The following is a 13,537-nucleotide window of genomic DNA, read 5'->3' on the forward strand; positions in this document are numbered from 1 at the left end:
TTGGTTTAAAAGTTATGCGTGAACTACCGGAGCCTGGCCCACCAGTTCGGCCACCGGCGCCGTGCTTTGCAGCAGGTCGGCGATGCTCGGTGCCTTGACGCCGGCCGCTGCCGCATCGGCGGCCGCGACGTTGAAATAGACGTCGGTCATGTCGGCGGTCTTGCCGTTGCTCAGCGTGACGCTGCTGCGCTCCAGGTGCAGGTTGTTGTTGGCGTCCAGGAATGGCAGCTCGGTGTAGCCGACCTTCAGGCTGACCACGCCGGCCTGCGCCAGGGTGATCAGTTCGCCCGCGTCGGTCTTGCCGTTGCTGTTGGCGTCCTGCCAGATCATCAGGCTGGAGAACTGCGCATCCTTGGCATCGACCACGCCGTCACCGTTGCTGTCGTAGGTCGCCAGCTTGGCGAAGCCCGAACCCTTGCTGGCGCCGCCGAACAGTTCGCTGATGTCGTCGATCTGACCGTTGCCGTTCTTGTCGATCGCCAGGAAGCCGTCGTCCTTGGACAGCCAGCCGGTGGTGATCGCCTTGCCGCTGCCCAGCAGGTCGAAGCTGCCGGTGTTGGCTTCACGCGAGATGGTGTGGATGCCGTCACCGTTCAGGTCGATCGCGATCGGCGTGATGCTGGCATCCCAGCTCATGTCGTTCTTGCCCGAGGTCAGCGTGATGGTGTCGGTCTTGGTGGTGTTGACCAGGCTCTTGCCGTCGCCCGCCACGTCCGAATCGAGGCCGTCGTTGCTGCCGACGTTCTTCACGCCCCACTTCCAGTCGCTCATGTTGTAGGTGGCCTTGTCCGAGGAGAAGTACACCTTCACATTGGTCTTGTCGAAGGCCAGGTAGTAGTCGCCCGGATTCAGGTCGCTGAACTTGTAGTTGCCGCTGGCATCGGTCTTGATGGTGCTGCCGATCTGCTTGCCGGTCACGGCGTCGAACAGCGAAACGCTGATGCCGCCGATACCCTCTTCACCGGTGTCCTGGATGCCGTTGTGGTTGGCGTCGCGCCACACCTTGTCGCCGATGCTGGCCTTGCGATAGATGCCGGCGTCCTCGGTGGTGAGGTTCTGGCCGGTCGCCAGCGTGATGGTGTCGGTCTTGCCGCTGCTGCCCGATACCGTGGTGATGTCGGAATCCTTGGTGTCGCCGCCGACGCCGGACTTGGTGAAGTACCAGCCGCTGCCGTTGACCACTTCCACCTTGTAGCCGCCAGCCTGCAGATCGTCGAACAGGTACTGGCCGCCGTCGTGGGTGACGGTGGTGGCCTTCAGTGCGCCGGTGGTGGCGTCGTACAGCTTGACGGTGACGCCGTCGACGCCCTTCTCGCCGCTGTCCTGCACGCCGTTGTAATTGCTGTCTTCCCACACGCGGTCGCCGATGCTGGCGGACTTGACCAGGCCGGCATCGAAGCTCTTGTCGGTCTGGCCGGAGCTGACCGTGATCTGCGAGATCAGGCCGCTGCTGTCGGCGTCGGAATCGACGGCGTCGTTGCTGCCCTGGCCCTGCTTGGTGAACACATAGCCGTCCGGCGCGGTGAACTTGACCGAATACTTGCCCGGCGTCAGATCGGTGAACGAATACAGGCCGTTGGCGTCGGTGGTGGCGGTGGCGATGGCCGCGCCCTTGTCATTCAGCAGCGTAACCTTGACGCCCTTGGCGCCGCTTTCGCCGCTCTGCTGCAGGCCGTCGCCGTTGGTGTCGTACCAGACCTTGTCGCCGATGGCGCCTTTCTGATACAGGCCGGCGTCCAGGTTGGTGACGTTCTGGCCGGCGCTCACGGTGACCGAACCGAGGTTGCCGCTGGCGTCGGCGTCGCTGTCGAGATTGCCGTTGCTGCCCTGGTCCTGGGCGGTGATCAGGAAGCCGGACGGCGCCTTGATGCCGACCGAATAGGTGCCCGCTTCCACCGAGAACTTGTAGTTGCCGTTGCTGTCGGTGGTGGTGGTCTTGATCACCTTGCCGCTGGTGTCGCGCAGCTCGACGGTGACGCCGGACTTGCCGGCTTCGCCGTCATCCTGGATGCCGTTGGCGTTCTTGTCGATCCACACGCGGTCGCCGATGGTGGCGGCAGCCAGCACGCCGGCGTCGACGGTCTTGTCGACCTGGCCCGAGGTCAGCTTGACCACGTGCGACACGCCGGCGGCGCTGACGTCGGAATCGATGGCGTCGTTGTTGCCGACATTGGCGGTGGTGAAGCTCATGCCTTCCGGCAGCGACGCCTTGTCGAAGACGACGGTGTAGTTGCCCGGCTTCAGGTTGCCGAAGCTGTAGTTGCCGTCGGCGTCGGTGGTGACGCTGGCGCCAACCTGCTTGCCGTCCGCATCGAACAGCGTGACCTTGACGCCGCAGACGCCGCATTCATCCTTGTCCTGCAGGCCGTTCTTGTTGCTGTCCAGCCAGACGCGGTCGCCGATGCTGCCCAGCTTGTACAGGCCGGCATCCACGGTGGTGTTGACGTCGCCCGCCTTGAGCACGATGCTGCCGCTCTGGCCGGTGCTGCTGAAGTCGCTGTCGACGGTGTCGTCAGTCCCCACGTCCTTGCCGTTGAAGTAGTAATCCTTGGGCGCGGTCACGGAGACGGTGTAGGTGCCCGGATCGGCGGTGAAGCTGTACTTGCCGTCAGCGCCGGTGGTGGTGGTCTGCACCACTTTGCCGGTGCTGTCCTTCAGCTGCACGCTGACGCCGCCGATGCCGGCTTCGCCCGCGTCCTGCACGCCGTTGCCGTTCTTGTCTTCGAACACCAGGTCGCCCAGCTTGGCCGGGACGGCGACGATGCCGGCGTCCAGGTCGCTATACACCTGGCCCGAGGTCAGCGTCACCTGCGCGGTCTTGCCGGTGCTGACATTGGCGTCCGAATCCTTGGCGTCGTTGCCGCCCAGGTCGGCGCCGGTGAACACGTAGTTGGCCGGCAGGCTGGCCTTGTCGAACTGCACGCTATAAGTGCCCGGCTTCAGATTGGTGAAGCTGTAGTTGCCGGTGGCGTCGGTGGTGGCGGTGACGCCGGTCGGATTACCGGCGGCATCCAGCAGGATCACCTTGACGCCGGCCACGCCGGTTTCGCCGGCATCCTGCACGCCGTTCTTGTTGGCGTCCAGCCAGACGCGGTCGCCCAGCGTCGCACCCTTGTAGAAACCGGCGTCGACGTTGTTGTTGGTCTGACCGGCGGTCAGGGTGATGAGGTCGCTCTGGCCGCTGGCATTGATGTCGCTGTCGACGCCGTCCGCCCCCTTGTGCTGGTCGGTGGCGGTCATGCCGGTCGGCGCGGTCACGGACACCGTGTACTTGCCCGGATCGACGGTGAAGCTGTACTTGCCGTCGGCGCCGGTGGTGGTGGTCTTGACGATGTTGCCGCTTTCGTCCTTGAGGTCGACCTTGACGCCGACAATGCCGGCTTCGCCGCTGTCCTGGATGCCGTTGCCGTTGGCGTCGAGCCAGACGCGGTCGCCCAGCGTGGCTTGCTGGATCACCAGGCCGGCGCGCAGCGTCAGGTCCTGGCCGGAAGCCAGCGTTACCTGCGCGGTCTTGCCGGTGCCGGTGTCGGCGTCCGAACCGGCGCCGCCCGGACCGCCCTGGGCGGCCGAGGTGAAGTCGTAGCCGGCCGGCAGGCTGCTCTTGTCGAACTGCACGCTGTACTTGCCCGGAGCCAGGTTGGTGAACTGGTAGTGGCCGCTGGCATCGGTGGTGGCGACGGCGCCCGGCACCGCAACGCCGTTGGCGTCCAGCAGGATGACCTTGACGCCGGCGGCGCCCACTTCACCGTTGTCCAGACGGCCGTCGCGGTCGGCATCGAACCAGACCACCTGGCTCAGCGAGGCCGGACGGTAGACGCCGGCGTCGATATCGTTGTTGACGTCGCCTGGAGCCAGTGTCACCTTGGCGTCGCCGGTGGTGTTGACGTCGCTGTCCAGCGCGCCGTTGCCGCCCTTGCCGGCGCCGGTGAACACATAGCCCGATGGCGGCGCCACCGACACGGTGTAGGTACCCGGATCGACGGTGAAGCTGTACTGGCCGCCGTCATGGGTGACCACGGTGCCGACCACGTTGCCGCCGGCGTCCTTCAGCGACACGGTGGCGCCATCGACGCCCAGTTCGCCCGCATCCTGCACGCCGTTGCCATTGGTGTCTTCCCACACGCGGTTGCCCACGGTGGCTTGCTTGATGACGATGCCGGCGTCGACGTCATGGTTGTTTTCGCCAGCGCCCAGCGTTACCTGGCCGGTCTTGCCGGTGCTGACATCGGCGTCCGAACCGGTATCGGCGGCGCCCTGGCCGGCGGTGGTGAAGACGTAGCCGGCCGGCAGGCTGCCCTTGTCGAACTGCACGCTGTAAGTGCCAGGCTTCAGGTTGCTGAAGTTGTAGTTGCCGTTGGCGTCCGTGGTGGCGGTGGCGCCGGTCGGGTTGCCCGAGGCGTCCAGCAGGATGACCTTGATGCCGGCCACGCCGGTTTCGCCAGCGTCCTGCACGCCATTGCGGTTGGCGTCCAGCCAGACCTTGTCGCCCAGCGAGGCTGGCGCGGCGGCAATGCCGGCGTCCAGGTCGTTATACACCTGGCCCGAGGTCAGCGTCACCTGCGCAGTCTTGCCGGTGCTGACATTGGCGTCCGAATCCTTGGCGTCGTTGCCGCCCAGGTCGGCGCCGGTGAACACGTAGTTGGCCGGCAGGCTGGCCTTGTCGAACTGCACGCTGTAGGTGCCTGGCTTCAGGTTGGTGAAGCTGTAGTTGCCGTTGGCGTCGGTGGTGGCGGTGACGCCGGTCGGGTTGCCGGCGGCATCCAGCAGGATCACATTGACGCCGGCCACGCCGGCTTCGCCGGCATCCTGCACGCCGTTCTGGTTGGCATCCAGCCAGACTTTGTCGCCCAGCGTCGCGCCCTTGTAGAAGCCGGCGTCGACGTTGTTGTTGGTCTGACCGGCGGTCAGCGTGATGACGTCGCTCTGGCCGCTGGCGTTGATGTCGCTGTCGACGCCGTCCGCAGCCTTGTGCTGGTCGGTGGCGCTCATGCCGGTCGGGGCCGTGACGGACACCGTGTACTTGCCCGGATCGACGGTGAAGCTGTACTTGCCGTCAGCGCCGGTGGTGGTGGTCTTGACGATGTTGCCGTTCTCGTCCTTCAGGTCGACCTTGACGCCGACGATGCCGGCTTCGCCGCTGTCCTGCACGCCGTTGCCGTTGGTGTCTTCCCACACGCGGTCGCCCAGCGTGGCTTGCTGCACCACCAGGCCGGCGCGCAGCGTCAGGTCCTGGCCCGAGGCCAGCGTTACCTGCGCGGTCTTGCCGGTGCCGGTGTCGGCGTCCGAACCGACGCCGCCTGGACCGCCCTGAGCGGCCGAGGTGAAGTCGTAGCCGGCAGGCAGGCTGCTCTTGTCGAACTGCACGCTATACGTGCCTGGCTTGAGGTTGGTGAACTGGTAGTGGCCGTCCGCATCGGTGGTGGCGACGGCACCGGGCACCGCAACGCCATTGGCGTCCAGCAGGATGACCTTGACGCCGGCGGCGCCCACTTCACCGTTGTCCAGACGGCCGTCGCGGTCGGCATCGAACCAGACTACCTGGCTCAGCGAGGCCGGGCGGTACACGCCGGCGTCGACATCGTTGTTGACATCGCCCGAGGCCACGGTGACTTTGGCGTCGCCGCTGGCATTGACGTCGCTGTCCAGCGCGCCGTTGCCGCCCTGGCCGGCGCCGGTGAACACATAGCCCGATGGCGGCGCCACGGACACGGTGTAGGTGCCCGGATCGACGGTAAAGCTGTACTGGCCGCCGTCATGGGTGACGACCGTGCTGACCACGTTGCCGCCGGCGTCCTTCAGCGACACGGTGGCGCCATCGACGCCCTGCTCGCCCGCATCCTGCACGCCGTTGCCGTTGCTGTCTTCCCACACGCGGTTGCCCACGGTGGCCTGCACGACGACGATGCCGGCGTCCAGGTCATGGTTGTTGTCGCCCGAATTCAGCGTGACCTGAGCGGTCTTGCCGGTGCTGACGTTGGCGTCGGAATCGCTGTCGGCGCTGCCCTGGCCCGGGTTGGTGAACACGTAGTTGGCCGGCAGCGAGGCCTTGTCGAACTGCACGCTGTAAGTGCCCGGCTTGAGGCCGTTGAAGCTGTAGTTGCCGTTGGCGTCGGTGGTGGCGGTGATGCCGGTCGGATTGCCGGCGGCATCCAGCAGCATGACCTTGACGCCGGCCACGCCGGCTTCGCCGGCATCCTGCACGCCGTTGCGGTTGGCGTCCAGCCAGACCTTGTCGCCCAGCGACGCCGGACGGTAGAAGCCGGCGTCAACGTCGGTCTTGATCTGGCCCGGCGTCAGCGTGATGGCGGTGGTGTTGCCGCTGGCGTCGATGTCGCTGTCGGCAGTGGCGTCGCCGCCCTTTCCGGCGGCAGTGGCGACGTAGCCGTTCGGCGCGCTCACCGACACCGAGTAGGTGCCCGGATCGACGGTGAAGCTGTACTGGCCGCCGTCATGGGTGGTGACGGTGCTGACTACTTTGCCGCTGCCGTCCTTCAGCGCGACCTGCACGCCGTCGATGCCCTGCTCGCCCGCGTCCTGCACGCCGTTGCCGTTGCTGTCTTCCCACACGCGGTCGCCAATGGTGGCCTGCTTGATGACGATGCCGGCGTCCAGGTGCTGGTTGCTGTCGCCCGAGTTCAGCGTCACCTGCGCGGTCTTGCCGGTGCCGACGTCGGCGTCGGAATCCTTGGTGGCGTCGCCGCCCTGGCCCTGCGCGGTGAACAGGTAGTTGGTCGGCAGCGTGGTCTGGTCGAACTGGACGCTGTAGGCGCCCGGCTTCAGGTTGGTGAACTGGTAATGACCGTTGGCGTCGGTGGTGGCGGTGGCGCCGGCCACCGGATTGCCGCTGGCGTCCAGCAGCGTGACCTTGACGCCGGCCACGCCGGCTTCGCCGCTGTCCTGCACGCCGTTGCGGTTGCTGTCGTACCAGACGGTGTCGCCCAGCGATACTGGACGGTACAGGCCGGCATCGGCCTTGTTGTTGGTTTCGCCCGGCGCCAGCGCGATCGGCGCGGTGCTGCCGGCGGCGTTGATGTCGCTGTCGACGGCGTTGTTGCCGCCCTGGCCCTGCTGGGTGGCGACAAAGCCGGACGGCGGCTGCACGGTCACCGAATAGGTGCCGGCGTCAACGTCGAAGTGGTAGGCGCCTGCAGCGTCGGTCTTGGTGGTGGCGACCACCTGGCCGTTGGCGTCCTTCAGTTGCACGGTCACGCCGGCCAGGCCGGCTTCGCCGCTGTCCTGCACGCCGTTGCCGTTGCTGTCTTCCCAGACGAAGTCGCCCAGGTGCGCCTGCGGCACCTTGAAGGTCAGGTAGTTCGGCGTGGCGCTGGTGTCGGCCGCGCCGCAGCCGACCAGGCCGCCCGCATCGCGCACCTTGAAGCCGACGTCGAAGCTGCCGGAAGTGCTCTGGCTCGGCTCGAAGGCCAGTTTGCCTGCGGCGATGTCGGCGGCGGAGATTTCCGCGCCCACGGTCACCGCCACGCCGTTCAGCGTCAGCTTGCCGGCGCTCGGCAGCGTGGTAATGATCACCGACTGGAAGGCGTCGTGCTCGACCTTGTCGACGAAGCCGAAGTCGTTCTGCGCCAGCACCACCGCGTGGCCGTCGCTCAGGTTGAAGGTCTTGTCGGCGCCGGTCGGCGCGTCGTTAACCGGGTCCACCACCACCGTCAGCGTGAGGGTAATGTTGTTCGAGACGCCTTTGCCCTGGTCCAGCACAAATTCGAAGGTGGAAAAAGTGCCATTGTAGTTCTCTGCCCACTGGCCCGGACGCACGTAGATGGTGTCGGCGTCCACTTTGCCGATCAGCGGCGTGTCGGTGTTGACAACGGTGTGGTCGGGCATGGTCACCGACATAGCGTTGATTTTCAACGTCGTACTTGCCGTATAGCCGGCGCTGGCCAACAGATCGCGGATCTCGAAAGTACCATTGGTATCTTCGCAAATGTGAATAGTGGTTGCAAGACTAAGCGAGCTCATACAATGCCTTCAAAAATAGTTTTTGGAGTTATAAATCGGGCAGACACGGCGGCTACGCTGATTGGGTAGGCAGTGACATGTAAAACAGGAGTTTGGTAATCACGGGGTTTAAGTGATACCTTGTGTACATCTAAGTTGTCGCAATTATAGCGAACATTTACTTACAATAATTAAGTTTTTTCTCATTCCTGTGGTTTTTCTGAAATTATTATTTCCCTAAAGAATTAATTCATCCAGCCGCGCTTTGCCCTACAATCTCGGGATGACCGAAATTACCCTCGCCTTACCCTTTGCCCTGCCGCCGCCGGAGCTGGCCAAAGACCTGCTGCGCGCACTCAAGACCCCGGCGCTGGCAATGTTGCTATCCCGTCACAGCACGTTGGAATATAGTTTGTTCGACAACGCTGCCCGCGTGCTGCCGCACGAAGCCTGGCTGACCCAGGCGCTCGGCCTGGCCAGCGGCGCCGGCGCGCCGCTGGCCACCGCCTGCATGCGCGGCTGCGGCCTGCACAAGGAAGCCGAACAAGGCCACTGGTTCATGCTGCAGCCGGCTTACGTGCAGATCTCGCGCACCCATTTCCTGCTGACCGACCTGCGCAACCTGCAGCTGAGCGAGGCCGACTCGCGCGGCCTGTACGACATCGCCCGGCCGTATTTCGACGACATCGGCAAGCCGCTGCTGCACGGCGCGCCGGGCCTGTGGTTCATGCGCGCCGACGACTGGGCGTCGCTGGACACCGCCTCGCCCGACGCCGCCACCACCCAGAGCATGGGCGACTGGCTGCCGGAAGGCGAGCACGCGCGCGCCTTCCGCAAGCTGCAAAACGAAGTCCAGATGCTGTGGCATGAACACCCGATCAATGAAGCGCGCCAGGCGCGCGGCCTGCAGGCGGTCAATTCCTGCTGGCTGTGGGGCGGCGCCGGACCAGGTGCGCCGGCCGGCCAGGTCGCCATCGGCGGCGGCACCGAATGGATGGCGGCGCTGGCCGTGCCGGAACTGCGCGCGCCAACGGCGCAGCAGCTGATCGCCAAACCAGGCGCCGCCATGCTGGCCGACCTGATCGCGCCGGCGCAGGTGGGCGACTGGGCCGACTGGCTGGCGCGCATGCAGCGCATCGAGCAGGAATGGTTTGCGCCGCTGCTGGCGGCGCTGAAGGGCGGCCGCATCGGCAGCGTCAAGCTGGTGCTGAGCCACCGCTTCGGCGCCACCACCGTCGCCAGCAGCAAACTGGCGCAACGCAAGTTCTGGCGCCAGCCCTCCCTGAATTCCCTGTTGAAGCAACCATGACCCGCATCGCCACCCGCCCTTTCCCGTTCCGCGAATCCGAAATGCTGCGCCAGAACGGCATCCACCCGGTGCTGGCGCGCCTGTACGCGGCGCGCGGCCTGACCGATGTCAAAGACCTGTCCAGCGAGCTGGCGGCGATGATTCCGCCATCCGGCCTGCTGCACATCGGCGCCGCCGCCGTGTTCCTGGCCGACTCCATCGCCGCGCGCAAGCGCATGGTGATCGTGGCCGACTACGACTGCGACGGCGCCACCGCCTGCGCCGTGGCGCTGCGCGGCCTGCGCGCCATGGGTGCGAACATCGACTTCATCGTGCCGAACCGCTTCGAGTACGGTTACGGCCTGACGCCGGAGATCGTCGAGCTGACCGCGCGCGAAAAGCAGCCGGACATCATCATCACCGTCGACAACGGCATCGCCAGCATCGACGGCGTGGCGGAAGCCAACCGCCGTGGCATCGAAGTGGTGGTGACCGACCACCACCTGCCGGCCGACACCCTGCCGGCCGCGCGCGTCATCGTCAATCCGAACCAGCCGGAATGCGGCTTTCCGAGCAAGCATATCGCCGGCGTCGGCGTGATGTTCTACGTGCTGCTGGCGCTGCGCGCGGAGCTGCGCCAGCGCGGTGTGTTCGACGCCCAGACGCAGCCCAAGCTGGACAACCTGCTGGACCTGGTGGCGCTCGGCACCGTGGCCGACGTGGTACGGCTGGACGCCAACAACCGCATCCTGGTGGCGCAAGGCCTGAAGCGCATGCGCGCCGGCCGCATGCACGCCGGCGTGGCGGCGCTGTTCCGCGTGGCGGGACGCGAAGCGCGCAACGCCAATCCCTTCGACCTGGGCTTCGCGCTGGGCCCGCGCCTGAACGCCGCCGGCCGGCTGGAAGACATGTCGCTGGGGATCGAATGCCTGATCACCGACGACGAAGGCCGCGCATGGGAACTGGCGCAGCAGCTCAACGACATCAACCTGAAACGCCGCGAGATCGAAGCCGACATGCAGGACGCCGCCCTGCTGCACCTGGACGCCTTTGAGCCGGCCGAACGCAGCACCATCTGCGTGTTCGACGACACCTGGCACCAGGGCGTGATCGGCATCGTCGCCTCGCGCCTGAAGGAGAAGTTCTACCGCCCGACCATCACCTTCGCGCCCGGCGCGGATGGCTGGATCAAGGGTTCCGGCCGCTCGATTCCCGGCTTCCACCTGCGCGATGCGCTGGATCTGGTGTACAAAAAAGCGCCGTCGCTGATCGACAAGTTCGGTGGCCACGCCATGGCGGCCGGCCTGACGCTGCGCGCCGACGCCTTCGACGCCTTCGCCGAGGCCTTCGAGGAAGTGGGCCGCGCGTGGCTCAGCAAACAGCAGCTGGAACGCGTGATCGAAACCGACGGCCCGCTGGAGGATGCCTACTACACCACCGGCTTCATCGAACTGATGGCCGGCCAGGTGTGGGGCCAGGGCTTCGCGCCGCCGGTGTTCTGCGACGAGTTCCGCGTGGTGAGCCAGCGCATCCTCAAAGAGCGCCACCTCAAGCTGCTGCTGGAGAAAAATGGTTCACGCTACGACGCTATCTGGTTCGGCCATGTCGATTCGCTGGGCGACCGCGCCAAGGTGGCGTTCCGCCTCGACGCCAACGAATACAACGGCGTCACCAAGGTGCAGCTGCTGGTGGAGCACGCCGAGCCGCTTTGACCAGCGCGGCCATGGATTTAATATTTGTATAGATTGTGACGCTACTAACAGTAGCAATCCTGCGATCGTCACAAAGCCCCCATGGCCACCATTTCCTCCGTCAGCAGCAGCCTTATCCCGGCGTCACCCGTACGCAAGGTGCAGGAGCAATCCAGCGCTCCTGCCGCTACCGATCCTTCCGTCCAGGCGGCGGCTGTCGCGTCCGGCGGCAGCCTGCAAAGCATGCAGCCGCCCGTGATCAGCCCATTGGTCTGGACAAGCAGGTCCAGCGATCCGATCACCTCGCTGATGACGATTAATTATGGATCGCCCTCCATTTTTTCCCGCTTCGATGGTCTGGGCGCGGCCGCACTGCAACGCCTGGGTAACGATCCGGGCAACTTCTCGCAATCGGTCTCGCGATCAGGCCCCGATGCCCAGACTGCGTATCAAATCACCCTGAACATTACGCTGGCCGATAGCGTCACCGTCAACGTGAGCCTGGACAGCACCGGCGACCGCCTGGCATTGCAGATCAAGAGCAGCGGCAAACTCAGTGTGGCGGAACGCAACGCCCTGTCCAGACTTGCCGACGGCTTCCAGAATGCGATCGACAGCATGACGGACTCGTCGAAACTGGACTTCGGCGGCCTGCTGCAATATGACCACAGCCTGCTGTCGTCGATCGACCTGCAAGCGACAGTCCAGCGCGGAAGCGTGGCGGTGCAAACGCAGCGTTTCCATGCCGATGACAAGACGCGCTCGTTCAGCAGTGATGGGCCGGATGGCAAGGTCAACGTCGCTGTCAACCTGCGCCAGCTGGCGGTCCTCGGCAACGCCCAGCAACGCAAGGCCAGCATGGAGGCCTATCTCAAGCAGTTTGACGATGCCGGTGTTCATGGACATGCCAATGCCGGCACATTGGACACGTTCAAAGCCGCCTTCAAGCAGATGATCGGCGCCGCGACGACGGCCACGGCGCTGTCCGCCCGTCCGGTCGACCTGTCGGAAACCGATCACGCCATGTTGACGGGACTGCCCGATTTCAGCGCGTCCATGACCGACACGCCAGTGGCGTCCAATCCGATGCGGCAGAGCGAGGTCGACACGTTTGCCTATCAGGTTTCGCAGGACACGGCCATCAACGATTACGGTCACGGCAGCCGTTCGATCTCGCAGAAACAGCACGCGCACCTGGAAGCCAGCTTCCACGAGCCGTTGTCGGCCGATGCGTCGCTTGCGCTGGATAACAGCAGGCAGTCGCAAAACTATTACTTCAAGCGCATCAGCGAAGACAGCGTCAGCGACACGGAAATCAGCTACAACAACGGCAAGCTGGCGCATGCATCCACCGGGCAAAGCACCACCGGCACCACGCAGGTAATGAAGTATGTGATGGGCATGCTGACCGAGGAAACACGCACACCATTTGCAAATAATACGAAAAAGGAGTATAAATAATCCATTACCGGAGGATTTATGCTCAACTATGCCTACCCCCGCAGCCGCTTCGAACCGACCGTACTGGTGGATCTGAACGCCAAGGCCGAGCGCGAGCGGCTGTCCAAATCCGCCCTGAAGGGCTTTTTCAAGCTGGTTGCAACCTGGAAGGTGCGCGATGAAGACGCGCGCCAGCTGCTGGGCGGCCTGTCCAACAGCGCCTACTACGACTGGAAAAAGAATCCCGAACGCACGCTGGAAGTGGACTGCATCACCCGCATCTCCTACCTGTTGGGCATCTACAAGGCGCTGCACATCATCTACGGCGACAAGCTGGCCGACGAATGGATCGCCCTGCCCAACAACAACCAGATTTTCGAAGGCCGCACGCCGCTGGCCTACATGCTGGGCGGCGGCCTGATCGCCATGCAAACCGTGCGCCAGCTGCTGGACGCCCGCCGTGGAGGCCTGTAAGTGCCGGTCAGCCTCGTTCCGCCCTTAACCACGCTGCGCCAGTTCGACACCTGCCGTCTGCTGCCCTCCCGCTTTGCCGATGTGGAGGATTCCGTGCTGGCGCCGCTGGCCGACAGCGACGCCCACCTGCACGACCTGTTCGAACTGGATAACGCCACCAATGCCCGCCTGCGCACGCAGAACGGCGGCGCGGCCGGCATCAGCGTCGATGAACTGGTGTTCGGCGTGCCGAACTTCCGCATCGTCAACGCCGCCTTCACTTACGCCCATCCGCAGGGCAGCCGCTTCAACGACGGCCGCCGCGGCGCCTGGTACTGCGCCTTCGACGCCGAGACGGCGCTGGCGGAAGTGAGCTTCCACAAGGCGGTGGAATACGCGGAGATCAACCGCTTCGACGACAGCGTGCAGTACCAGTGCATGCTGGCCGACTTCACCGCCACCTTCCACGACCTGCGCGGCCAGGCGCGCTACGAGGCCTGCCTGGCGCCGGACAGCTATATCGAATCGCAAACGCTGGCGGAGCGGCTGCTGGACGGCGGCTCGCTGGGCGTCATCTACCCGAGCGTGCGGCGCGACGGCGGCACCAACCTGGCCTGCTTCCGTCCCGCGCTGGTAGGCAATGTTCGCAAAGGCGCGGTCTATCGGTTAACATGGCAGGGTAGCCCGGAACCGAAGATAGAAATTATTTAAT

Annotated in this window: 6 protein-coding genes; 5 read left to right on the forward strand and 1 reads right to left on the reverse strand. The window is 65.1% G+C overall.

Annotated elements, in window-relative coordinates; translation table 11 throughout:
• Positions 1–12: 12 nt before the first annotated feature.
• Positions 13–7,866 (reverse strand): SdrD B-like domain-containing protein, encoded by a 7,854-nt coding sequence (locus tag GJ698_RS06650; RefSeq protein ID WP_166454817.1) that lies wholly within the window; start codon positions 7,864–7,866, stop codon positions 13–15.
• A gap of 370 nt (positions 7,867–8,236) precedes the next feature.
• Here GJ698_RS06650 and GJ698_RS06655 point away from each other — a divergent pair, with 370 nt between their 5' ends.
• From GJ698_RS06655 to GJ698_RS06675, 5 genes are all read left to right on the forward strand, one after another.
• Positions 8,237–9,262 carry a hypothetical protein gene (locus GJ698_RS06655; protein ID WP_154356833.1) on the forward strand — a complete coding sequence of 342 codons (1,026 nt, stop codon included), beginning with the start codon at positions 8,237–8,239 and terminating at the stop codon, positions 9,260–9,262.
• Positions 9,259–10,953 carry a single-stranded-DNA-specific exonuclease RecJ gene (gene recJ / locus GJ698_RS06660; protein WP_154356834.1) on the forward strand — a complete coding sequence of 565 codons (1,695 nt, stop codon included), beginning with the start codon at positions 9,259–9,261 and terminating at the stop codon, positions 10,951–10,953. The genes GJ698_RS06655 and recJ overlap by 4 nt, the downstream gene beginning before the upstream one ends.
• Positions 10,954–11,034: 81 nt before the next feature.
• Positions 11,035–12,393: a hypothetical protein gene (locus tag GJ698_RS06665; protein ID WP_154356835.1), complete on the forward strand. Its 1,359-nt coding sequence runs from the start codon at positions 11,035–11,037 to the stop codon at positions 12,391–12,393.
• 18 nt (positions 12,394–12,411) lie between these two features.
• Positions 12,412–12,846 carry an antitoxin Xre/MbcA/ParS toxin-binding domain-containing protein gene (locus tag GJ698_RS06670; RefSeq protein WP_154356836.1) on the forward strand — a complete coding sequence of 145 codons (435 nt, stop codon included), beginning with the start codon at positions 12,412–12,414 and terminating at the stop codon, positions 12,844–12,846.
• Positions 12,847–13,536, forward strand: a complete 690-nt coding sequence (locus tag GJ698_RS06675) for an RES family NAD+ phosphorylase (protein ID WP_371865162.1) — start codon at positions 12,847–12,849, stop codon at positions 13,534–13,536.
• Position 13,537: the final 1 nt, after the last annotated feature.

It is taken from the genome of Duganella aquatilis, from assembly GCF_009674565.1.
GTDB lineage: Bacteria > Pseudomonadota > Gammaproteobacteria > Burkholderiales > Burkholderiaceae_D > Rugamonas > Rugamonas aquatilis.

Bases quoted from the DNA above. Each gene is read 5' to 3' on its own strand.
- GJ698_RS06655 (WP_154356833.1), top strand. From the start codon at position 8,237: ATGACCGAAATTACCCTCGCCTTACCCTTTGCCCTGCCGCCGCCGGAG.
- recJ (WP_154356834.1), top strand. From the start codon at position 9,259: ATGACCCGCATCGCCACCCGCCCTTTCCCGTTCCGCGAATCCGAAATG.
- GJ698_RS06665 (WP_154356835.1), top strand. From the start codon at position 11,035: ATGGCCACCATTTCCTCCGTCAGCAGCAGCCTTATCCCGGCGTCACCC.
- GJ698_RS06670 (WP_154356836.1), top strand. From the start codon at position 12,412: ATGCTCAACTATGCCTACCCCCGCAGCCGCTTCGAACCGACCGTACTG.